This is a genomic window from Streptomyces sp. NPDC051286, assembly GCF_044455345.1.
Lineage (GTDB): Bacteria > Actinomycetota > Actinomycetes > Streptomycetales > Streptomycetaceae > Streptomyces.
This window is the reverse complement of the sequence record NZ_JBITER010000011.1, coordinates 70,388-92,870: the sequence shown is the minus strand read 5'-3', so window position 1 is coordinate 92,870 and position 22,483 is coordinate 70,388. Positions and strand designations below refer to the sequence as shown.

13 protein-coding genes are annotated in these 22,483 nt (G+C 68.1%); 1 reads left to right on the top strand and 12 read right to left on the bottom strand.

Features of this window, described 5'->3' with window-relative positions:
- Positions 1 to 9 precede the first annotated feature (9 nt).
- The 5 genes from fxsT to ACIBB8_RS13995 form a co-directional block, all read right to left on the bottom strand.
- Positions 10 to 4,332: an FxSxx-COOH system tetratricopeptide repeat protein gene (gene fxsT / locus ACIBB8_RS14015; protein ID WP_398951746.1), complete on the bottom strand. Its 4,323-nt coding sequence runs from the start codon at positions 4,330 to 4,332 to the stop codon at positions 10 to 12.
- Positions 4,332 to 5,393 carry an AAA family ATPase gene (locus ACIBB8_RS14010; protein ID WP_398951744.1) on the bottom strand — a complete coding sequence of 354 codons (1,062 nt, stop codon included), beginning with the start codon at positions 5,391 to 5,393 and terminating at the stop codon, positions 4,332 to 4,334. The genes fxsT and ACIBB8_RS14010 overlap by 1 nt, the downstream gene beginning before the upstream one ends.
- Entirely contained in the window at positions 5,390 to 6,880 is a 1,491-nt protein-coding gene (locus tag ACIBB8_RS14005) for a hypothetical protein (RefSeq protein ID WP_398951741.1), read from the bottom strand. Before ACIBB8_RS14005 ends, ACIBB8_RS14010 begins: the two co-directional genes overlap by 4 nt.
- 423 nt (positions 6,881 to 7,303) lie before the next feature.
- Positions 7,304 to 8,557: a cytochrome P450 gene (locus ACIBB8_RS14000; RefSeq protein WP_398951739.1), complete on the bottom strand. Its 1,254-nt coding sequence runs from the start codon at positions 8,555 to 8,557 to the stop codon at positions 7,304 to 7,306.
- Positions 8,554 to 9,858: a cytochrome P450 gene (locus tag ACIBB8_RS13995; RefSeq protein ID WP_398951736.1), complete on the bottom strand. Its 1,305-nt coding sequence runs from the start codon at positions 9,856 to 9,858 to the stop codon at positions 8,554 to 8,556. Before ACIBB8_RS13995 ends, ACIBB8_RS14000 begins: the two co-directional genes overlap by 4 nt.
- A 328-nt stretch (positions 9,859 to 10,186) precedes the next feature.
- Here ACIBB8_RS13995 and ACIBB8_RS13990 point away from each other — a divergent pair, with 328 nt between their 5' ends.
- Positions 10,187 to 12,859 (top strand): TIM-barrel domain-containing protein, encoded by a 2,673-nt coding sequence (locus ACIBB8_RS13990; RefSeq protein ID WP_398951734.1) that lies wholly within the window; start codon positions 10,187 to 10,189, stop codon positions 12,857 to 12,859.
- A 252-nt stretch (positions 12,860 to 13,111) separates the two neighbouring features.
- Here the strand turns inward: ACIBB8_RS13990 and ACIBB8_RS13985 are convergent, their stop codons facing one another.
- The 7 genes from ACIBB8_RS13985 to ACIBB8_RS13955 form a co-directional block, all read right to left on the bottom strand.
- Positions 13,112 to 13,879 carry an amino acid ABC transporter ATP-binding protein gene (locus tag ACIBB8_RS13985; RefSeq protein ID WP_398951732.1) on the bottom strand — a complete coding sequence of 256 codons (768 nt, stop codon included), beginning with the start codon at positions 13,877 to 13,879 and terminating at the stop codon, positions 13,112 to 13,114.
- 7 nt (positions 13,880 to 13,886) lie between these two features.
- Positions 13,887 to 14,675: an amino acid ABC transporter permease gene (locus ACIBB8_RS13980; protein ID WP_398951957.1), complete on the bottom strand. Its 789-nt coding sequence runs from the start codon at positions 14,673 to 14,675 to the stop codon at positions 13,887 to 13,889.
- A 50-nt stretch (positions 14,676 to 14,725) separates the two neighbouring features.
- Positions 14,726 to 15,556 carry an ABC transporter substrate-binding protein gene (locus ACIBB8_RS13975; RefSeq protein WP_398951730.1) on the bottom strand — a complete coding sequence of 277 codons (831 nt, stop codon included), beginning with the start codon at positions 15,554 to 15,556 and terminating at the stop codon, positions 14,726 to 14,728.
- 478 nt (positions 15,557 to 16,034) lie between these two features.
- Positions 16,035 to 18,749, bottom strand: coding sequence for an AAA family ATPase (locus tag ACIBB8_RS13970; protein ID WP_398951728.1), 2,715 nt, complete (start codon positions 18,747 to 18,749; stop codon positions 16,035 to 16,037).
- A gap of 291 nt (positions 18,750 to 19,040) precedes the next feature.
- Positions 19,041 to 21,077, bottom strand: a complete 2,037-nt coding sequence (locus ACIBB8_RS13965; RefSeq protein ID WP_398951725.1) for a hypothetical protein — start codon at positions 21,075 to 21,077, stop codon at positions 19,041 to 19,043.
- Positions 21,078 to 21,428: 351 nt separating this feature from the next.
- Positions 21,429 to 21,752, bottom strand: a complete 324-nt coding sequence (locus ACIBB8_RS13960; protein ID WP_398951722.1) for a hypothetical protein — start codon at positions 21,750 to 21,752, stop codon at positions 21,429 to 21,431.
- Between the two features lie 93 nt (positions 21,753 to 21,845).
- Positions 21,846 to 22,400: a hypothetical protein gene (locus ACIBB8_RS13955; RefSeq protein WP_398951721.1), complete on the bottom strand. Its 555-nt coding sequence runs from the start codon at positions 22,398 to 22,400 to the stop codon at positions 21,846 to 21,848.
- Positions 22,401 to 22,483 lie beyond the last annotated feature (83 nt).

The window sequence follows — 22,483 nt, the reverse complement described above, 5'->3', positions numbered from 1 at the left end:
GCGCACCGGTCAGATCGGCAGCGGTGCGATATCGCATTCGATGCGCTGGTGCAGGCGCGCAGCTGCCTGCCAGGGATGGTTGTCCCCCAGCACCCGTGAAAGGCCCTCGATCGCTGTCGCGTTGAGCCGGTCGGCCTCCGCCGACCGGCCCAGGCCCCGGTGATCGAGGGCGAGGTTGGCCGTGCAGACGAGTGTCAGCGGGTGATCGGGGCCCGCGGTCTCGGTGAGCCGGGGAAGAATGCCGGCATCGGCTTCCTGGGCGCGGGCGAAGTCCAGCCGTGCGTAGTGATTGTTGGCCCCGCTCATGGCAGCGGTGAGGGTGTTGATGTGGTGCTCGCCCAGCCCGCTCTTCAGAAGCTGCCACGCCTGGATGTCCAGGGTTTCGGCCCGGTCGATCTCCCCGAGCGCCCGCAGCGTGGCCGCCAGGTTCACCTTGGCGGACTGCGTGTTCGGATGACGGTCGCCGAATACCGCTTGATAGGCGGCCAGTGTCCGCTCCCCCAGCTCCCGGGAACCCGCGAGATCGCCGTTCATCCTGCGCTCGACCATGGTGTGGACCGCGGCGGCAAGGGCGTCCATGTTGTTCAGACCGTACCGGGTGGTGAACCGGTCGAACGTCTGCTCCGCGAGGGCCGCTCCTCCTTCGACCACACCGGCCCTGCGCCGGCACACGGCGAGGTTCAGGGCCGCGCGAATGGTGGCAGCGTTGGTCTCCCCGAAGTGGGTGACGAACGCCTGGTAGTTGGACTCCTGGAGGGCGCGCGCGCCGAGGTAGTCGCCCGCCTCACGAATGTCGATGGCCAGGCCGTTCAGCGTGTTGAGAGTAAGGCCGCTCGCCGGTCCGTAGAGAAGCTCACGCTGGCGCACCGTCTCTTCGTCGAGCTCCCTCGCGGTCTCGAAGCGGCCGCTCGCCCGTAGTGAGACGCCGTAGTCGTGCGCGGCGCTCAGGGTCGTCGGATCCTCGGGCCCGAACAGATCACTGGCCCTGGTGAAGGCCTCCTCGTCGAGATCGCACGCCGCCTGGATCTCGCCCCGGTGACGCAGGGCCCCGGCCATCTGCCACATGGAGTCGATGAGTTCCTCGTCCGGGATCTGCGCGCCGCGCGAGATCGCCAGGGCGCGTTCATTGTGGGCGACCGCCTCCTCCGGACGACCGAGAAGCCGGAGATAGAAACCGAGCAGCTTGGTGACCCTGATGACATGCAGGTCCTCGTCGCCGGACTGGGCGCGCCAGGCGGTCCACGCCTGCCGGGCCTGCGCCGCGCCCGACTCGTGCGCGCCCCAGTAGTAAAGGAAGAACACCATGTCGTAGAAGAGGTCGCGGACCCATGGATCGGAGCTCTCCACCGCTCCGGAGGCGATTACATGCGGCAGGATCGCCTGGTAGGCGGGCCACTGGTCGGGGGACGCGGGGGCGCCGGGCTTGGCCGTGGTGAGCAGCAGGTGGGCCGCTCGTGTCATCTTGGCCCGCTCCTCGGGATCCAGCCGGGCCACGATGACGTTCTGCATCAGCCGATGCATTTGCAGCGTGCCAGTCTTGTGGTCCAGCCTCACCAGGGACAGCTTGCTGAGGTCGCGGGTGGCGCGGGCGAGCAGCAGCGGGTCACGCAGGACCGGGTCGAGCTCCGGTGTGATCTCGACGTTCCGGCCGCCTCTGAGCATGTTCAGCGGAATGGGCTCCGGCGCCATGCACGCGCAGATCTCGAGGAGTTGACGGGCCGCCGGGTTGTCCTGCGACAGGCGTCCGAGCGAGATGTCCCAGACTGCGGCGACCGGCAGCGGGTAGTCGGGGGACGGGTCGAGTTCGAGGATCTCGGGCCGGCGCTGTTCCAGCAGTTCGAGGTACTCGTCCACGGGCATGCCGGTGGCGGCGTGCCATGCGCCCGCCTGTTCGACAGCGAGCGGCAGGTCGCCCAGGGCGGCGGCGAGCCGGCCCGCGTCCGTGCTGCTCAGGCCCCGGGCGCGGCGCTGCAGGAGGGTGATGCTCTCCTCCCGGTCGAAGACGTCGACGCTGAGCGGAGTCGCCACCCGTTCCCACTCGCGGTTGCGCGAGGTGACGATGATCTTTCCAGGGCCGCCGCTGGGGAAGTAGGCCCGCACGGCCTCGATGTCCTCGGCGTTGTCGAAGACCAGCAGCCAGTTGTCGAACGGTTTGCCGGTACGGAGCGCCTCGCGCACGGCCGGGACCGCGGCGTTGGCCTGGGGGCCCACCTCCAGGCCCAGGCTGCGGGCAAGGTCGGCAAGGGCGCCGAGAATCAGGTTCTCCTGTTCCGCCGGAATCCACCAGATGACGTTGAACTCGCCGCTGTGGCGGTACACGTACTCGACGGCGATCTGGGATTTGCCGACGCCGCCCATGCCGTGCAGCGCGTGCGGGAGAACGGCTGTCGTCTCGTCCTCCTGCAACTGCCGTTCGACGGCTGCCAGAAGGCTCTCGCGCCCAGTGAAGTTGGGGTTCTTCGGCGGTACATTCCCCATGATCTTCGGCTGGCCGGTCCGGACGAACCGCACATCCGGTGTCGTGACTTCCACTCTCGGGTCATCCCTCCGGGCATCCTGGTCATCTGTTACGGGTGTCGTGGGCGACACGGATCCTCCTGGTGTAACGGCCGGATGCGACCGGGGCGCGTGGGCATTCACGTCAAATGCCTCTTTATCATCTCTGGTCGCCTCCGTTGTCTGCCCCGCACCGCGCAGCCGGTCGGTCAGGCGTGCCGCCCGGTGTCGGTACGGCAGCCCTCCCAGGGCGCGCAGTACGGCCAGCTCGATGCGGAGCCACGTGTGGCCGCCCGTGGTGTCCGGGAGAGCCGCTTGCGCCGGGTCCCGCAGCGCCGCCCGGAGCCTGATGCCCTGCGCCTGGCCGGCTCGCGACTCCGCGACAAGGCCGACGGCCCGGGCCAGCTGGGTGCGGTTGCTGGTCGCCAGCAGCGCCTCCCGGACGCCTTCGGCGAAGTCGGGGCAGCCCTCGCCGTCGCGCTCCCAGTCGATGAGGCCGCCCATGAGGATCTCGGCCAAATGGTCGGGCCCGGACTCGGGAAAGGCCCGGTCGCGCAGCTCCTCGATGACATCGAATCGCAGCGGGGCCACGGCCAGCAGCACGGCCAGCTGCCGCGCGAGTGGACTGGCCAGCGAGACGAACTTGCGTACGGCGGCTGCCGCCGCGCGCGGCCCGTCGATCTCCGGTGCCCGCAGACCCGGCGCCGGCACGCCCTTGGCCATCGCTCCGGCCAGGACCACCGGGAGCGTACGCCGGACACCGCGTTCACCGGTGAGGAGGTCGGCCCAGGCCCGGAACGAGCCGGGGCGAAGGCTGAGCACCGGAACCGGTACGGAGCCGTCGTCCTGGTCGGGCAGCAGGTGTCCCTGGTCAGGCACGCCGTGGAGAGGACGACAGAGGAAATGCCGGTTGAGCGCCCCGAATCCGGCCGCGTCCAGCCGGGCGCGGAAGGGGTAGAGCGAGGATCTGTGGCGCAGATACGGGGGAAGCAGATGGACAAGGGCCGTAGGACCACCGGCCGAGAGCCGCCCCAGCAGTTCGTCGGCTTCCCGCCCGGCCCAGCCCGCCGCCAGCCCGTCGGTGACGACGAGGAACAGCCGTGACCCGCGTCCGTCGAGCAGCTCCGCCGGGTCGGCGTGCCGGTCGCCCGGCCAGCGCAGGACCGGCATGCCCCGCCCGGTCACCTCCACCTCGACCGTACGGACGTCGCGGAACGCGCCGCTGCGCACCGCCTCATCGGCCAGTCGGCGGACGGTGCTGCTCCACACGGGCATGCTGGGCGCATTGTCGACGAGCAGCATCAGGTCGAAGGCGCGCTCCTGTACGGGCTCGAGGTAGGGAATCCACAGCCCGTCGCTCAGACCGCACTCGGCGGTGCGCGGCTCGTCGAGACGGTTCAGGTAGCGCGAAGGCACACGTCGGCCGAGCCCCCTCAGCGCCTTCGCCAGTGGCAGCGGCACCACGCGTCGCACCGGTCGCGGCGCCGCCTGAAGCACCGTCTTCGGCTGGCCGCTCCGCATCTCTTCGACGGCTTTCAGCGCCAGCTCTCGCGGGTCGATGCCGATCATGCTCCCGGCGGCCACCACGTCCGGCGAAACTTCACCCGAAGGAGGGGCGGCGACATCGGAGGGTACGCCCGGCTCTGGCTCACCGGATAACTGTTCAGGGGTGTCCGGCTCCTGGCCCGAGGTCCGTCCGGACACATGCCATGCCGCAGCCAGCCAGGCGGCGTCGGCGATGTCCTGCCAGCTCGGGCCGCCGTCCGCGTCATGGATGGCGGTGTGGCTGGACGAGGCCGGCACGTCCGGAGCACGCTCCCGTGGCGAGCCGTTCATCAACGGCCTTTCGAGAGGTCGCGGAGCAGCATCTCAATGAGCTTACGCCCGTCCGCATCGGCCTGGAATCCGTTGGCCGTGGTGAGTTGCACAGCGTTCAGGAGCTGATCCACCGACTGGGTGCCCCCGCCGTGCAGGCGCCTCTCGAACTCGTCCACCAGTACTTCGACTCCCTCTGGTCGTTGGCGCAGATGGCTGACCACAATGGCAATCAGCTGCTCCCGGCTGGGCGGGCGCATCTCCAGTGGCAGGCAGCGGCGCCGGAAAGCGGCCGGGAATTCACGTTCGCCGTTGCTGGTGATCACGACGACGGGGAATTCCACACACTCGACGCGGCCTCCTCGGACGACGACCCGGCGTTCGGGATCGTCGGTGAAGACTGACACTTCCGCCGAGTTGGTACGCACCAGCTCCGGAATGTCGAAGCTGCCGTTCTCGAGGACGTGCAGCAGGTCGTTGGGCAGGTCGATGTCACTCTTGTCCAGTTCGTCGACCAGCAGGACGCGCGGTCGCTCGTATGCGAGCAGCGCCGTGCCCAGAGGGCCGAGGGTCAGGAAGTCCCCAAGGTCGGGCGCGCTGCCGCGGTCGCCCTCCGGCACATCGGCCCGTGCCTCGCCGCCTGCCCGCCAGGCCGCGATCGCCTGCGCCCGCCCGATGGCGTCGTACTCGTAGAGCCCGCCGCGCAGCGTCGTCCGGCTGACAATGCTCCACGGCAGCACCCGCCCGAGCCCCAGCTCACGGGCGATCAGATACGCGAGGGTCGACTTGCCCACCCCGGGCGGTCCAGTGATCAGCAACGGTCGGCGCAGCAGGAGCGCCGCGTTGACGGCGTCGATCTCCTCCTCGCGCAGCTGCGGACCGTCCTGTACGACCCCGAGGCGGCGCAGGGCGGCCTGCGCATCGTCGGGCGGCGCCGGCTGCAGGGGGCTCCCCGAGAAGACTCTCCAGGGCGGCGGGGACGGAAGCCCCGGCGGCTCTCCGGCAGGAGCCTGTCCCGTTGCGTGGAACACCCTCCAGGAAGGCGACATCGCAGGCAGGGCGGTCGCGTCCTGCTCGGTCATGCTGTCAACTCCTCACAGTCGACCAGGCGGTTGGGATCGTCCCAGAAGAACGCAATGTGTCTTCCCAATAGCAAGCTGCCGCTATCCAGATCCTCAGCGCTCTTACGTAACTGACCTACTTTCGAGGCAAGTTGGGCCGGATTGTGCCCGAGCAACAGCGTCAGCACCTCACCCGACTGTGCGGGACTGTCCGGCCTGCGGTCCCACGCGGCGAGGCCCACCCCCTCGGCGATGGCGGCGACGAGCGCCTCCAGACCGTGGCCGGGCAGGGCGGGCACGTCGAGTATGACCGCGGTCAGCCGTGGCTCCGATGCCAGTGCGGCACGCCAGCGGTCGAGTTGCCCGGTCTCCGAGCTGCGCCAGCGGAACGCCTCGGCGGCACCGGCCCTTTTGAGCCGCTTCCATCGGGCCCGCCATCGCCTCAGCTGACCGGGGTCACGGGTCCGCATACGCTCCAGACTACGCAGATGAATATGGTAGCGAAGGCCGATCGGCAGCGCGTCATGAGAGCGCGTACCCAGCTCGAGCCGAGCCATGTCGTGATTGAGCAACTGGAACGGAAGTACGAACTCGACCTGTACGGGAGGTTCGTTTTCCGTGTCCGGCACATCGGCCCATCGGGCCTCACCACGGTGGATGGCACGTTCGACCGCCACCGCCAGGGTGTCGAGAGTCGCGCGCTCCACAGCACCCGCCACCGGCTCCCAGTAGCCTGGTGCCGCATTGACCCAATGACGTACGTAAATATCGGCCGAACCGTCATCGGCGGGCTCCACCATCACGACGAGAGAGCGTGGCACTTCCGGGTCGGTCCTCGGCAGAGCCGCGATCGCGCGTCGGCGTTCCTGAAGCGCGCCCACCGCATCGGCACCGGCCTCCGCGGCCCATCGGTCCGACCAGTCCCTCAGCCTCTCGCCGAGAATCGCCCCCTGGTCGATGGCGATCACCTCCACCAGAACCACAGCCGGGGGCAGTCCGTCGGCCTGGGCGTTGACGTCCCGCAGATAGTCGAAGCGCCGAAGGGGGCTCAGCCCGTAGGGAATGTCGACGCCGAGCTCATGCCCGAGGATCGCGTGCACGCGGCCGTCGTCGAAGTCCCGGACCTCGGCGAGCAACCCTCCGATCTCCTGAACAGCGGTGTCAGTGAACACCGGGGGCAGCTCGGCGACCGTATCGTCGGGCCAGGCGGTTCCGGCGAGCCTGGCCAGGCGCGCCGAGTCCTCGGGGCCGGAGGCGACACTCACGCCGAAGACCAGCGCGTCGAGTCCGCCTTCGCGCAGCAGGACATCCATGACGAGGGACAGCATGTCGACGCGCGGGTTCTTGCGCAGGTAGTTGATCTCCATCCGGAGCTGCATGGCGACCAGCGCCACGAAGTGGATGCACTGATCTGGATCGCGCACACAGTCGAGCGCGCATAATTCGTCGACCAGCGCCCCGACCAGATACGGATCGGTCTCGCGTGGTCCTTGCGGCGCGTGTGCCACCACCGACCATCCCCCGCTGAGCCGGTACTTCCTCCACCACAACTGATCGCGAAGCTATCACGTCACATCTTCAGCAACCAGGTTCATTCCCAGCCCAGTTGACCCCTTCCTTGCCCTCCCCATGCGCTGTGTCGAAGCGCTTCGACACGGGTTATGCCGTATGGCCGCCGGGGCGGGGTGGCCCACCCCCACGATAGGCCGACCGCGCCCGCGAGCACACGGATCGGCGCACTGGATGGACACCCGGGGCCATGCCGTGTCCGGCGGAGCTTCCTTCCCACCGCTTCTTCAGTGTGATCACCGACGTGCTGATCACCGCGCCGCCCGGCCAAAGGTGCCGCCGCAATCAGGCCCTGTTCTGTGTGGGCCGCCCCCGCCGCCCCGAGATGCGGGACGACGGCGGGCAGCCCGTGCTCTCCCCGTTCAGCCGCCCAGCAGCACAGGGAAGGACTCCATGTCGTTCTGCGTCATCACCGGCAGCTTACGGAGCTCCTCGTCCGGCACGGCGAGCCTCAGCTCGGGAAAGCGGCCGAACAGCGCGGGCAGGGCGATCCCCGCCTCGACCCGGGAGAGCGCCGCGCCGGGACAGATGTGGGGGCCGTGACCGAAGGTCATGTGGCGGATCGGCGTGGGCCGGGTGATGTCGAAGGCGTCGGCGTCCGCCCCGTGCTGTTCGAGGTCGCGGCCGATGGCCCGATAGGAGATGACGACGCCCTCCCCCTTGGCGATCACCTGGTCGCCGACCTGGATGTCCTCCGTCGCGAACCGCATCAGCAGATGGGTGGTGGGGGTGTCCCAGCGCAGCGTCTCCTCGATCACGGTCTCCCACGGGATCTCGCCATCGAGCACCATACGCAGTTGGTCGGGGTGGGCGAGCAGGGCCCGTACCGCATTGAGAATCAGCCCGATGGTGGTCTCGTGGCCTGCCGCCACCATGGCCTTGAGGTTGCCGACCACTTCCTCCTCGGTGAGCGGCTCTCCGCCCTCGTCGGCCAGGATGAGCGCACTGGTGAGGTCGTCCGTCGGCTGCGCGGTCTTCTTGCGGACGAGCGCCGCGTAGAAGACGTCGAGCTCGGCGAGCAGGGCCAGCCGCTCCTCCTGCGGGGTGAGCATGGAGAAGAAGGCCTTGTACTTCCGCATCAGCATGGGGTGCTCGGCTTCGTCCACACCCATCAGCATGCCGACCACCCGCATGGGCAGCGGCTGGGCGAACACGGCCTTGAGGTCGACGACACCGTCCTCGCCCTGCTCGGCCAGGGCGTCCAGCAGCTCCTCGGTGAACTTCTCGATGTCCGGGCGGATGGCCTCCAGCCGGCGTGGGGTGAGCGCCTGGGAGGTCTTGGTGCGCAGCCGCCGGTGTTCCTCGCCGTCCACGGTGAACATGGACCGCCCGGCATCGATCATGCCGATCAGCGGCCAGGCGTGCGTCACCGCACCGCTCTGCCAGAGCCCCCAGGCGTCGAGGTCCTTCACCAGGCGCGGGTCGACGAGCAGTTGACGCGCCTCGGCATGCCGGGTGACGGTCCAGGCAGGAACCCCGAGCAGCTCGATCCTGGCGAGCGGCCCTGCGTCGCGCAGGCGCGCCGTCTCTCCGTCCAGGTCCTGGACCATGGGGTCGATGACGACGGCCTCGCTCCCCTGAGTGGCCTGGTGAGCGGCGGCGTGAGGACAGTTCAAGAGAGGTCTCCTGTCATGGGTACGGGCGTGAACCGGACGGGCAGCGAGGTCATCCCTCGCAGAAAGGCGGACTGCCGCCGGACGAGCGTCTGCGCGGGCACTGCGAGGAGGAGGTCGGGCAACCGGTCGAGGAGCACCTCGATACCGGTACGGGCGATGGTCTCCGCGATCTCCTGCGCGGGGAACGGGCAGCGGTACTCGCCGTGACTGAACGCCAGGTGGGCACTGTTGCCGCCCTGTCCGGACATTCCCTCGGTTGCGACGCGCTGCCGTACGTGCGGGTCGGAGTTGGCCGCCCCGAGGCCGAGGAGCAGCATGTCCCCGGCGCGGATGCTCCGGCCGGCGAGCCGGGTGTCGCGGGCGGCCCAGCGGCCGGCGAGGATCTGGGTCGGGCTCTCCTCCCAGAGAACCTCGTTCATCGCCTCGGCCACACTGTGCCGGCCCCCGGCCAGGGAGTCGGCGAACAGGTCGTCGGTGAGCATCAGCCGCAGGGAGTTACTGATCCAGTCGGCGGTGGTCAGGTGTCCGGCGGCCGTGATGGCCATCAGGTCGAGGACGTATTCCTCGTCGGTGAACGGTTCGGGGTAGGCCAGCATCCTGGAGGTCACATCGTCTCCGGGCACGGCACGCTTGGCCGCGACCAGCCGCTGCATGTGCTCCCCGAACCGCACATGCGCCCTCTGCGCCTCGGGACCGCCGTCAGCGAGGTCCTTCAGCACCTGCGCGATGTCCGTTCCCTCCGCGTCCGGGAAGCCGACGAGCCTGGCGAGGACCAGGACGGGCAGCGGCTCGGCGAACTCGGCCACCAGATCGGCCGTACCGCGCGTGCAGACGTCGTCGATGAGCCGGTCGGCCAACTCCTCGCAGTGGCGCCGGATTTCGAATGGATCGACGCGCTCCAGGGCCGGCCCCACCATGTCGGCGTGGCGGCGGTGCTCGGCGCCCGCGGTGAAGTAGATCGATGGCATGGGGCGACCGACCATCGGGAGCAGTGGCCAGTCCTCGGGAATGTTCTCCCACTGGTTCCACAGCCCGACGTCCCGGGGGAACAACTCGCCGTCAGTGGTGACCTGGTGGAGTTCCCGGTACCCGATGACCAGCCAGGCGGGGAACCCGCCGGGCAGCTCAACGGGGACGACGGGCCCGTGATCACGTCGCATGGTGCGGTAGAGGGCCTGGGGCTCGGTGTGGAATTCGGGACCGCTGAGCGGCACCGCGGCCGAGCCGTGCCTTACCGGACAGCCGCCGCCGGTGAGGGTCTCGGGGTCGGGCGCGGGTACTGCGGAAGAAAGGCGCGTCATCGAACTGACTCCATTGGCGGCGGCTTCGCGTTGCGGACCCATGATCAACGCAGCACCACTATAGGGATGTCGAGTGAAGCTTCAGGCATCAATCACGACTGATTTCGACACTTCGGCGATCACAAGAAGCAGACAGCGGAGCATGTTTGATTACAAGGGGGATGAACTCCCCCAGCGCACCGCTCTTTCGACACCGTCGGCCATCCCGCACCCGGGCCGTTGACATGCACCTGCATGAGGGTGAATCCTCGCGCGAGATGTTGCACGATCTCACGCATGTTCAAGCATTTGTAAACATCCAGTGCTTGGTTCGAAAGGGATGCATCCCGTGCGAAGACTTCAACACCGGTCCCGCTGGACCGCCCTGACCACGACGGGGCTCGTCGCGGCCCTGGCCGCCGCCCTGCTCGGCGCCCCGGCCGAGTCCGCCCACGCGGCGACCCCCGCGAGCGCCGTGCTCGACGAGGCCCACAAGAGCGTCACCTGGCAGAGCCCCGTCTACCCCAAGGGGACGGTCGGCGGCCCCAAGGAGTGTCCGTCCGCCGCCGAGGACCCGGACAACAAGGTCTGCGACCGCTTCGACCTCACCGTGTCGACACCCGAGGGCTACTGGGACGACAACCCGGAGGGCGGGGTGCCGATCTCCATCGAGTGGCAGAAGCCCGCCGAGGACTTCGACATGTACATCTACGACTCCGCCGGCAAGCAGGTCGCCTCCAGCGCGGGCACGGCCGACCCCGAGGCCACGGTGATCCCGCGGGCCGAGGGGACGTACCACGTGATCGTCGTGCCGTACGACGTCACCGACAACTCCTTCACCGGCACGGCGTATCTGCCGGAGACGACCGACTCGGGAAACCTCACTTCCTTCGGCGGGAGCAACGGCAGCTACTCCATCGAGGCGGGGGACCTGAAGGCCAAGGCCGACTTCCTGACCGGCGGCCAACTGCGCCTCCAGGCCACGCCCTCCGGAGAGTTCACCGACCCGGCCGGCACAGCGATCATCCGCAGGCAACCCGCCCTGCAGAAGCACACCAGCACCTTCGACAAGGGCGAGTACTACGGGATCCGGTCTCCTGACTCCGTACTCCGCGTCTACAAGAAGCCGCTGCGCTTCGGTCTCTACAAGGCCGACAACCGGACGCGGATCTGGCAGGAGGACAAGCCTCTGCGCTGGTCCACCGGAGGAATGCGGCAGAGCCTGGAGCGCGGCACGGACGAGCAGTTCTTCGGTGGTGGCGAACAGAACGGCAGCTTCTCGCACCGTGACAAGACGGTGTACGTCGCCAACAACACCAACTGGAACGAGGGCGGTTACAACAACTCCCAGCCCTTCTACCTCTCCAGTGCCGGATACGGCGTCTACCGCAACACCTTCGCGCCCGGCGTCTACCACTTCGGCTCCCCGGTCCAGACCGGTCAGCAGGAACGGCGCCTCGACGCGTACTACTTCATCGGGGACGCGAAGGAGGTGATCGGCAAGTACACCGCGCTGGTCGGCAAGCCGTTCATGCCGCCGGTGTACGGCCTCGAACCCGGTGACGCCGACTGCTACCTGCACAACGCCAACCAGGGTGAGCGCCACACCCTGGACGCGCTGAAGGTCGCCGACGGCTACACGCAGAACCAGATGCCGCTGGGCTGGATGCTCGTCAACGACGGCTACGGCTGCGGTTACGAGAACCTCCCGGAGACCGCCAAGGGCCTCCAGGACCACAATGCCCAGCTGGGCCTGTGGACCCAGAACGGTCTGGACAAGCTCGCCGACCAGGTGAAGGCGGGCCAGCGGGTCGCGAAGCTCGACGTCGCCTGGGTCGGCCAGGGGTACGGCATGGCGCTCGACGCCTGCGACGACGCCAAGTCCGGCATCGAGGAGAACAGCGACGCCCGCGGCTTCGTCTGGCTGCCCGTCTCCTGGGCCGGCGCACAGCGCTGCGGCGTCCTGTGGAGCGGCGACCAGTCCCTGTCCTGGGACTTCGTCCGCTGGCAGATCCCGACGTACGCCGGGGCCACCATGTCCGGCATCGCGTACAACACCGGTGACGTCGGCAGCATCTACCGCCACGACGCCAAGATGTACGCCCGCGACCTCCAGGCCAAGTCGTTCCTCCCGGCCCTGATGACGATGGACGGCTGGGCGACGGACCTCACCACCAAGAAGAAGATCAACCAGCAGCCGTGGGTGGACGGCGAACCGTACACCTCCATCAACCGCAAGTACCTCCAGCTGCGGGAGCGGCTGCTGCCGTATCTGTACACCCTGTCCGCCGAGGCCGCGAAGACCGGCGTGGGCGCGGTACGCCCGCTGTGGCTGGAGTACCCGGACGACCCCGACACCCTGGGCGCGAACGCCAAGTACGAGTACCTGGCGGGCTCCGACTTCCTGGTGGCCCCGGTCTACGAGGACTCCGACACCCGTAACGGCATCTACCTGCCCAAGGGCACCTGGACCGACTACTGGACGGGCAAGACCTACGAAGGCCCGACCACGGTCGACGGCTACCACGCCCCGATCGACACCCTTCCCCTGTTCGTCAAGGGCGGCTCCATCGTGCCGATGTGGCCGAAGGGCACGACGTCCTGGCAGACCCGGGACCGGAGCGAGCTGGACTACGACATCTACCCGCAGGGTACGAGCACGTACACGCTGTACGAGGACGACGGCGTGACCCGCAAGTTCGCCGAGGGGTCCTCGGCAGCGCAACGCGTACGTGTGCACGCACCCACCCAGGGAGAGGCGAGCACCACCATCAAGGTCGGTGCGAGTGTGGGGCGTTACGAAGGGAAGCAGGCCGCCCGGGCGTACCGGTTCACCGTGCACGGCAAGGACGCACCGTCGCAGGTGGTCATGAACGACGGCCGTCTCCAGCGCCTGAACTCCGCGACGGCGCTCGCCTCGGCCGAGTCCGGCTGGTACACGGACCCCGCAACCGGGATCACAGAGATCAAGACGCCGTCCGTCTCCACGGGCCACGGCTTCACGGTCGAGCTGCTGAAGTAGCAGGAAAGAAAATCAAGACAGTGTCAGGGGCAGCCTCCGGGCGGCCCCTGACGCACGTCCGGAGCCAGGGGCTCCTGACGTGTCCTGGAGCCGGGGCCCACGTACGGCAGGCTCGCTGTCCGCCACGAAGCACCCTCGATCAATGCCGCTCGCCGTTGTCCGGCGCGGCTGCAGTCCCGCCTGCCGCGGCTCACCCCCTGTCCGTGACGAGACGGTGAGCCGCGGCTCCAGCGGCGGACCCGTACAGATATGTCAGGCCTCGGGCTGCACGGCGTCCGGGTGCAGGACCCGCGCGAGGAAGGCCTTGGTCCGAGGGTGCTCCGGCCGGGCCAGCACATCCTCCGGGGCGCCCTCCTCCACCACTCGGCCGCCGTCCATGAAGACCACGCGGTCGGCGACGTCGCGGGCGAAGCCCATCTCGTGGGTGACGACCATCATCGTCATGCCTTCGTCGGCCAGGGTGCGCATGACCCCCAGTACGTCGCCCACCAGTTCGGGGTCGAGCGCGCTGGTCGGCTCGTCGAAGAGCATCAGCCCTGGCCCCATCGACAGGGCCCGCGCGATGGCCACACGCTGCTGCTGGCCGCCGGAGAGTTGGGAGGGGAAGCTGTCCTCGCGGTCGGCCAGGCCGACTTTGGCGAGGTTCTCCCGGGCGATGCGGCCGGCTTCCTCCCTGCCGCGTCCGAGAACCCGGCGCTGAGCGATCGTCAGGTTGTCCAGGACGTTCAGATGAGGAAAGAGGTTGAACTGCTGGAAGACCATCCCGATCCGCCGGCGCATCGCGTCCAGATCGATGTCGGGATCGGTCATGTCGACACCGCCGACGGTGACCGTGCCGCTGGTCGGCTCCTCCAGCAGATTCACACAGCGAAGCAGGGTCGACTTCCCCGACCCCGAGGGGCCGACGACGCATACGACCTCGCCGGAGGCGACCGTGAAGTCGATACCGCGCAGCACTTCGACGTCGCCGAACGACTTGTGCAGCCCCTGGATCTCGATCGCCGCAGTCATGTCCGCCATCCCGTGATCACCTCGCCTGTGCATGACGGGCCTCGAGGCGCCGTACGAGATAGCCGAGCGGGACAGTGACCAGGAGGTAGCACAGACCCGCGACGAAAATGGGGGTGGTGTTCGCCGTCGTACTGGCCAAGTCACGCCCGAACTTCGTGAGTTCACGCTGCTCAAGTGTGACGCCCAGGAACAGCACCAGCGAGGAGTCCTTGAAGAGCAGGACCAGTTCGTTGGTGAGCGGCGGCACGATGATCCGGAAGGCCTGAGGAATCACGATCGACCGCATCGCAGTGGCGTGCGACATACCCAGCGTGCGCGCCGCCTCCAGTTGGCCGCGCGGTACGGCCTGGATGCCCGCCCGGATGGTCTCCGCCATGTACGCAGCGGAGACCAGCCCGAGGGCGCAGGCGACCTGCCCGTACGTCTCCCCGGGGAAGACGATCCCCGGGAAGGCGAGCGGGACACCCACCCCGACGAAGATGAAGATCAGCAGGGCGGGCAGGCCGCGGAAGAACTCGATGTACGCCATCGCGAGCCAGCGGTACGGCCCAACGGACGACAGGCGCATCAGGGCCACTACGAGGCCCAGGACGAGTCCGACGCCGAAGCCGGTCAGCGTGTACACCACGGTGTTCAGCAGCGCGACCGTGATGAGTTCCGGGAAGAGCCGCTCGGCAACCGACAGGTCCAGAAACTGCTTCTGGAGCTGCTGCCAGTCGGCCAGCGCACCCACGACCACCACGGCGATCACGAAGACGGCGTACTGCACCCCGCGGGAGATACGGCGACGGCGGCGCGGTGACATCCGGGGCCGCGCAGCCGTCTCCTCCCGGTCCTTACCGGTGATCAGGGTCGTCACTGGGCGTCGGCACCCTTCGGCATGGGCCCGATCCACTGCTCGTACAGCTTCTTGTACGTGCCGTCGGACTTCGAGTCCTTGATGGCCTGGTCGATCGCCGCGAGAAGCTTGGGGTTGCCGCCCTTGCGGACCGCGAAGCCGTACTGCTCACCGGTGTCGAGATTGCCCACGATCTCGAACTTGGCCGAGTTGGCGGGGTCCTTGAGCCAGTTCTGCACGACCGGGTAGTCCTGCACGATGACATCGGCCTGGCCGGTGCGCAGTCCGTTGAGCTCGGCATCGGAGCTCTCGAAGGACTGCGGGTCGGCGCCGTGCTCACGGGCGAAGTCCTCGCCGGTGGTGGAGGACTGGGATCCGAGCTTGAGCTTCTGCTTGGTGATGTCCTCGACAGTCGCCGCCTTGACGCCCTTGCGGGCCAACAGGGCCTGGGTGGCGTTGAAATACGGGACGGAGAAGTCCAGATTCTGCTTGCGCTCGTCGGTGATCGTCATGCCGGCGGCGGCCACGTCACAGACACTGGCATTGAGGTCGGCACCGGTCTTGATCGTCTCGAACGACTTGTCCACGACGACCTGCTTCACACCCAGGTCCTCGGCGACCAGATCGATCATCGAGACATCGAATCCGACCACCTTTCCGTCCTTCTCGGACTGGAAGGGCGCGTATGGCAAGTGGGTACAGGTGGTTATCTGGCCGGACTTGATCAGCTTTGCACCTTTGACGGTCGCACCCTCACCGCTGCTGCTACAGGCACTGAGCGGGAGAGCAAGCGCGACGGCCGCGCATATCGCGGCGATCCGGCGGGAGGGCAGGCGGGACGATCTCATGAGAGTTCCCCTTGTGCACGAAGGACGGACTCGCGGACGGAGGTGAGGACGGACTCGCGGATAGACGCCGAACAGCAATCAAGGTCCGCACAGAATGTCGGAGCACTGACCGAAAGTCCACCCTGCCCGGGTGGTCCGGGACTTCGGCCCGCTTCACTCCGGGCGGCTCACTCCGGGGGCTGCTGGGCGGGTCTTCAGCTCCTGGGTTTGCGAGGTGGGAGATCAACTGGCCAACAACCGGCCTCGCAAAACCCTGAGTTGGCAGACCCCGGCCCAAGCTTTCGCCGCCGCTCTGGCACCATGAGCCTGCAACGTTGCAACGATCATGCGAATTCACCCATACACACACGGGTACCAGCTGGCAGTCGCTCGAGTACATGGTTCGCGGCAAAGCCGAACCCTTTGTACGGTTAACTCCCCGACTCTCTTCTCGTGCTCCCGCAGCCGGCACCCGTCCCGATCCTGCTCCGTAATCACGTCACGCGGTACGGCCTTCGCCTTCCCTCTCGTAGGCGAACAGTTCCCGATTGAGCGGGACCGCGTTCAGGAACCGTGTCCGCAGCTCCATGTCGTCGATACTCTCCGCCTTGCGCAGGACCTCTCGGCGAGCCCTGTCCAGCAGCAGGGTTGCCTCGCTGTCGTTGCCGTAGGCAGTCAGGGCAGTGGCAGCGTCGTACAGGACCTCCTCGGTGCGGAGGGCAGGCAAGTCTCCGTGCTCGGCCAGCAGGGCGAGGGCGTGACGGACGTCGCGGACCGCGAGGTCGGCGCAGCCAGTGGCGAGCCGGATCCGACCGCGCAGGCAGTACCCGGCGATTTCACTGCGCACCATCCCCGTCTCCCGGGTCTCGGCAAGCGTGTGATCGGCGAGTCGGCGGGCGAGTTCCGGGTCCTCACGTAGCCGCAGCAACACCTCGACGTAAAGGTTGCGGACGATCGGCACGAGATTCACCAGTCGGGTGCGCTCCGTCTCGTGCCAGGCGTCCTGGATCCGTTGCACTGCCTCGTCCCGACGGGCCGGGTCATGAGTGGCGCGCAGGGCAAGCAGTGCAGAGTTGTACGCGTGCCAGCCGCTGTCGCCACCACGCCGTTCCTCGAATTCGAGCGCCTCCCGCAGGACGGTCTCCGCATCCTCGTACGCGCCCATCGCGAGGTGCAACTGGGAGAGATAGTTGAGTGCGATGGGGAGTTCCGCGCGGAGCCTTTCACCGCGCAGACGGTCTGTGCAGCGCAGTAGTCGATGCCGGGCCTCTCCGAGACGACCCGCATCGAAGAGGTTGATGCCGATCTGCATCTCATTGAGGTTGCGTGCGTGCTGCAGTACGGGATTTCCAGCCTCCCCGAGGCTCGGGTCGGAGGAGTAAAGTTCCTCGGCCTCGATAAGAACCCGTAGGCCCGCCCGAAGGTCCCGTTTCGGCAGTTGGCGGCCATACTCGACCATGGCGACGAACAGCGCGGCCGCCCCACCCGCCCCCTCACACCCCCGGGCGTACTGGACCGCCTCTTCAAGCTTGGCCAGGGAGGGGTGCAGGCCTTGCATGGCCATCAAAGTCTTGCCGCGCTGCAACGTGGTGCGCGCTATGAGCAGGCGGTCCCCCAGCCGGTGGGCAGCCTGCTCAGCCTCGGCCGCGAGGGTGTCGATGCCGCCGCTGTCCTGCTCGCTCTCGCCGCCCTTCCACCGGACCTCGGTGAGGCACAGCAGCAATTCGACCGCCTCCACCAGCCGCAAGTCCCGTTCTGGGGTTTCGGGCGGCAGCATCCGTGCTGACTCGATGGCGGTACGGCAGTGCTGTTCAGCCTGCGCGAAGGAGAGGTCGTCCACGGCGACGGACCGGGCTAGTTCGTAATGGGCCGCTGAACTCTGACCTGCGCAGGCGGGCCCGGCCTGATGGAGCTGGTCGGCGATGAGCGCGCGCAGTTCCCGGGGTGCGCGCTCGGATGGGGCGTGCGGCAACTGCCGAAGAGCCTCTGCAAGGCGGGCGTGGCGGCCGAGCCGGGCGCCACGGGACTGTCGGCCCCGGATGCCGTGTTGCAGAATACGGTGCTCGAAGTCGTACCAGTCGGTGTTCAAGTAGCCTGCCCATGCCGGAAGGCCCTCGCATCGCTCGCGGATCAAGCCATGCTCGTGCGCGACCCGCCGCAGCAGGTCCTGGACCTGGGAGTGCGGTACTCCGGCCACCTCGGCCACCGTGTGTGAAAAGAAGAACTCGCCCATGGTGGCGCCGATGACGAGTAGCTCTCGGGACCGGTCGTCGAGCAGGTCTATTCGGTCGTCGACAGCCGCAGGAAGGTCTCGGGGCAGCGGAACCCGAGCTCCGTATGCGGGCTGCCAGAGTTGCAGGCACTGCTCCACAAAAATCGGGCGCCCTGCCGTTGCGCGGGCCAACTGGAGGGCGAAGTCCGCAGGGACGCCCTGGCCTTGCAGTCTGGCGTCGACGAGCTGACGGACCGCCCAGTCCGGCAGCGGTGGCAACACATGTCCGGCCATCAGCTCCCGATGAGACGCCCGCCACGCCTCCAGCAGAGTCTTGACTGCCGGGCCGTTACCCAGGGTGGACGTGTACGAGCTGACGCCCAGGACGAGCCCCAGCGGCTCGCCTGCCAGCCTGGGAAGCAGGAGATGCAGGAGCTCCAGCGTCGTCACATCGCAGAGCTGCAGATCGTCGATGATGAGCAGCAGGGGACCGCCGGCACGAGCCTGATCCAGCAGGACTTCGATGAACTGCTGGGTCACGGTTGCCTGTACCGGCAGAAGGCTGTCACCGGGAATGGAACCCGTGGACACCGCTGCATCAGTGAACTCCCGCCCTGCCGCGAACAGCACGCCGAGCCCTGGCACGGCGGCTGACAGCAGATCCGGTGCGGCGGCCATCGCGCCCCGGCCCAGGGCACGGCCCCACCAGGTGGATCGCCGTGTGGCTACGGGCGTGCGCCGTTGCAGTTCGTGAAGGGCGTCAAGAATGGGGCCGTACGGCCGATGCACACCGATCCCTGGCGTAGAACGCACCAGCACCATCCGACACAATGTGGTTCCCGCGTCAGCAGTACGCTCGACGAACTCGCGCAGAAGGGATGTCTTACCCATCCCCGATTCGCCTTCGATCACAAGGACGCTGCTGCGGCCATCCGTCAACGCGTCCGCCACGCTCGCGAGCGCGTCCAGGCTCTCCGCACGGTCGACGAAAACCGTCGTCACACTGCCCCCACCGTTGCACTTTGAAGGCTCCGCACTGAGCCAATAATGTGTGACTGAAGACTATTTGACGCGCCAGCATGTGATCGGGAAGCCTGGCACCTTGGCTGAATCCAGCCTGCTGATATGTATGAGCGCCTCGCCTCAGGAGGCCACTTCGCCCTCTGCGTCTACGAGTTGTTTTGTTGCGGAGCCCTTCAGCATCGGGGAAACGCGCGCCGGGGCACCGGCCTGGTCTTGCCGAACATCGACTCCGGCCGGAACGCCCGACGCCCTCATCCCACATCTGTCCCCTCAGTCCCCCGTCGGTGCCGCGGGCCGCTTCCGGTCATGGGCCTCCAGCGCTGCGCGGGCACAGTGGACCACCTCGCCATGACGCCCCTGGTCCTGCGCCAGCGCCAGGTCGATCGCCAGCCGAACCTGGGGAGCCTCCCCGTAGGCATAGGCGATTCCGGAGGTCTTCTGCCGGTTGCCCACCATGATCAGCGTCTGGGCCGCGCCCTCATGATGTTCATGGTGGAGCCACTTGCCGTAGGCCCACTCGCGTCGGCCGGCCACACCCGCGAAGAGAACGCGCTTGTCGGTGACGGCGATCTCGCCCACCCACGTGTTCTCCGTGTGGCTCACACCCTGTCGTGTGCGCACCTCCACCAGTGACGCGGTCGCGACCAGGAGCACGCGCTCGTCCCGCTTGCGCGCTCCCCAGCGGAAGTCCGCCGCGCTGTACTCCGTACCCCGTAGTTGACGTACGAATTCGTGGTCGGCCGCGAGCCTGTCCCGGGTTCGCTGCCAGTCGGCCAGTTCGCGCTCATATGCCTGCTGAGCACGCCGGAGCGCTTCCCGGCGACGGCGCGCATCGGCCTCCTGCCGTGCCACGCGCACGCGATCCGCACGCTGCTCGGCAGCCATCCGTGCGTTCTCCCGCCGACGGGCCCACCACGCAATGACCGCTCTGCGCCGCCGCCACAACAGAAGCCCGCCGAGAACCAGGGCCAGCACAGCGCCGGCCGTCCACAGCAGGGCGTTGCGGATCCGTGCGGCGGTCCAGTCGTCCGAGACGTGGACGGTGAGATCCGTGCGGTTGATGTTGCCGTGGGCGTCGATGAGCCGGGCGATCAGCCTGTGGTTACCGGGCGCCGCGTGCCAGCGGAACGTCCGGCGCTCCGCGTCCAGGGTGACGGTCCGCTTCTCGCCCGCGCCGGACAGCACCAGGCGGGCGCCCTCCTCGCCGGTCACAGTGAGGACTACGTCGCCGTACTTGGCACGTTCGGCGTCGTACTCAAGCCTCAGTGCTGGTGGAATGGTGTCCACTGTGAAGGTGCCGGAGCTCCCGGTGCCCGCGCGTCCGAAGGAGTCATTCAGGTTCACCAGCACACGGTGGGAACCGTCGTCGACCGAAATGGACACAGCGGCGCGCCCGTCGCTGTCGAGCCGCACGGGTTCGGACTCGCCTCCGGTGGAAACGATGCCTGCCGCACCGGGCGGCCCAGTGACCTCGACCTGCGTCGTACCTCCGCCGACCGGAGGCTGAACACGCACCTGGGGCCGGAGCTTGTCCAGCGACACGGTGGCGGCAGCCTCGGTACGCGTCTGGTTGCCCACCTCGTCCCGCACCACGCCAGTGAGCCGGTACGAACCGTTGGGGAGCCAGAGCGAGCCCCGCACCATACCGTCGTCACCGACCGTGCCGCTGAGCCGTTCCTTGCGGCCCTCGACACTCACTTCGTACCGTGCGCCCGCTTCGGCCTCGAAGGAGACCTGGACCGCGCCCGTCACCGCGTCGGCCGCGGTCACGACCGGCTTGCCCACCTCGGGCCGGCTCGCGTCGACGGCTACGGAGAGCTCCTCGCTCGCCTCGCTCGCATTGTCGGCCGAATCGACGGCGACGACGGAGTAGGTGTGGTCACCGTCCTTCGCTTTGAAGGTGACCGTCTGCGCGGAACCGGTGGCCGTGGCTCTGCTCACGACGGAGTCCTCGGCATCCCGCACCTCGATCCGCGATCCCTTCTCGGCGGTCACGGTGACAGTGACGCGGCCACCGGCGATGGCCTTCGCACTCTTGACCCTCGGCCGGTCCGGCGCCTCGATGTCGTCGGCTTCTTCGTCCTGGGCGCCGGAGCCGGAGCGCGGCAGAGAGCTGTAGCCGCAATAGGTGAAGTCCCCGAGGTCCCCACAGACGTAGGACCCGGTGTCGGACGGACAGGAATGCCAGCGGTGGCATCCGTCCCGGTGCGCGGCCGCGGGCGGCGCACCGAACCAGAGGGCGGTCGACGCGATGAGTAGCGCGAGTACCCCATTAAGGGCACGACGAAGGCAGGTACGTATCTGCACGTGGCTGGTCCCCCCAGCTCAGCGACGGCTCAATGCACGCCGGATGCGGGATCGTGTCAGACGATGTGAAGAAATTGCAAGTTACTTGTGGAGAAAGTCGGCTGACTGATCCAGTGACGCTGGTAGTCGGCGAGGGCACCGCTGGCCCACAGAGGCACCAGGCGCGGGAGTTCGGTGCGCGGGACGGTGCCGCGTACGCAGCGCAGGCCAGAGTTGCGTGAGTGAGCGGGGAACGGCGTCCCATGGTGGTCCTCCTGGTCACGATGGCAATGGCGGGGCAGGCCGCGGCGAGGCAATGTCGGGCGTGGGACGGGCGGCACCGGGCCCCCTGCCGGTGCTGCGGGTGGTTGGTCAGCCGGTGGTGCCGGCCCGGATTCTGGCGTAGAGGGTGAGGAAGAGTTCGAGCTCCTCGGCCTCCTCCGCGGTCACCCGTCCGGTGGCGAGACGGTCGCGGGCGTCGTGATGAGCGCGGCGCAGGTGGCCGGTGTGCTCCAGGTGATGCCAGAGGAGACGGAAGGTCTGCTGGTGGTCGTAGAGACTGGTCTCGTACGACCGGGTGGTGATATGCCGGGCCTGGGCCATCAGGGCCCGAAAGTTCCGCCGCTCGTCACCCTCCAGCAGCTGTGTCAGGTGGCGCTGATACACAGCCAGTTCCGGCTCACCAGTCGTGTCCATGCAGCCCCTCCCTCTTGTCGATGCGTTGCCGTGTTCGCTGTCGCGGCGGCGATGGTCGCGCGCAGGCGACGGTGAAGGTGATGCGCCGGCCGGTCAGCCGACCTTCTTCCACTCCTGGCAGCGCTGGGTCTGGAAGTACTCGCCCTTGTTGAGCGTCACCCGGCCCGGGCCCTCCAGGTTGTTGTTGGCGATGATCGCGTCGAACTCTCCGCTGGCGTCCTTGAGCCGGGCCCAGTAGCAGCCGAACGAACCGTCCGAGCCTGCGGTTTTGTACGTCCCTGCCTTGATGTCCTCGCCGACCAGGTACTCCCCGTCCCCACCAAAGCTGGTCGCGGGACCGGCCTCCTTGGTCTTCTTCGGCTTGGCCGTCACCGTCTCGGTCACGGTCGGCGCGGGACCGGCCTCGGCGGTCTTGGTCGTGGTCACCGTCGGCCCGGGCTTCGCGGCGGCGCCGGCCTTGGTGTCCGCGTCGGCGTCCCCGCTGGAACCAATGCCCGTGCCGATGAACAGGGCGACGAGGGCGACCGCGCCGTGCGTGAGCCATGCCTTGCCGCGCGAGGGCTTGTGAGGCGAGGGAACAGGCGGGGCCGGGACGGCGTGCTGGGGCGTGTTGTACGGTCCAGGGCCCTGGTACTGCGGAGAGTTCATGGCGTGCTCCAAGTAGGCGTGATGCCAGGTTGGTTCGGGATACCGTGCCCGCCAGAACGGCGGGCCGGGCTGGTGCTGTGCGT

Excerpts from the sequence above, each read along its gene's own strand:
- fxsT (WP_398951746.1), bottom strand. The coding sequence starts at position 4,332 with ATGAACGGCTCGCCACGGGAGCGTGCTCCGGACGTGCCGGCCTCGTCC.
- ACIBB8_RS14010 (WP_398951744.1), bottom strand. The coding sequence starts at position 5,393 with ATGACCGAGCAGGACGCGACCGCCCTGCCTGCGATGTCGCCTTCCTGG.
- ACIBB8_RS13995 (WP_398951736.1), bottom strand. The coding sequence starts at position 9,858 with ATGACGCGCCTTTCTTCCGCAGTACCCGCGCCCGACCCCGAGACCCTC.
- ACIBB8_RS13985 (WP_398951732.1), bottom strand. The coding sequence starts at position 13,879 with ATGGCGGACATGACTGCGGCGATCGAGATCCAGGGGCTGCACAAGTCG.
- ACIBB8_RS13980 (WP_398951957.1), bottom strand. The coding sequence starts at position 14,675 with ATGTCACCGCGCCGCCGTCGCCGTATCTCCCGCGGGGTGCAGTACGCC.
- ACIBB8_RS13975 (WP_398951730.1), bottom strand. The coding sequence starts at position 15,556 with ATGAGATCGTCCCGCCTGCCCTCCCGCCGGATCGCCGCGATATGCGCG.
- ACIBB8_RS13960 (WP_398951722.1), bottom strand. The coding sequence starts at position 21,752 with ATGGACACGACTGGTGAGCCGGAACTGGCTGTGTATCAGCGCCACCTG.
- ACIBB8_RS13955 (WP_398951721.1), bottom strand. The coding sequence starts at position 22,400 with ATGAACTCTCCGCAGTACCAGGGCCCTGGACCGTACAACACGCCCCAG.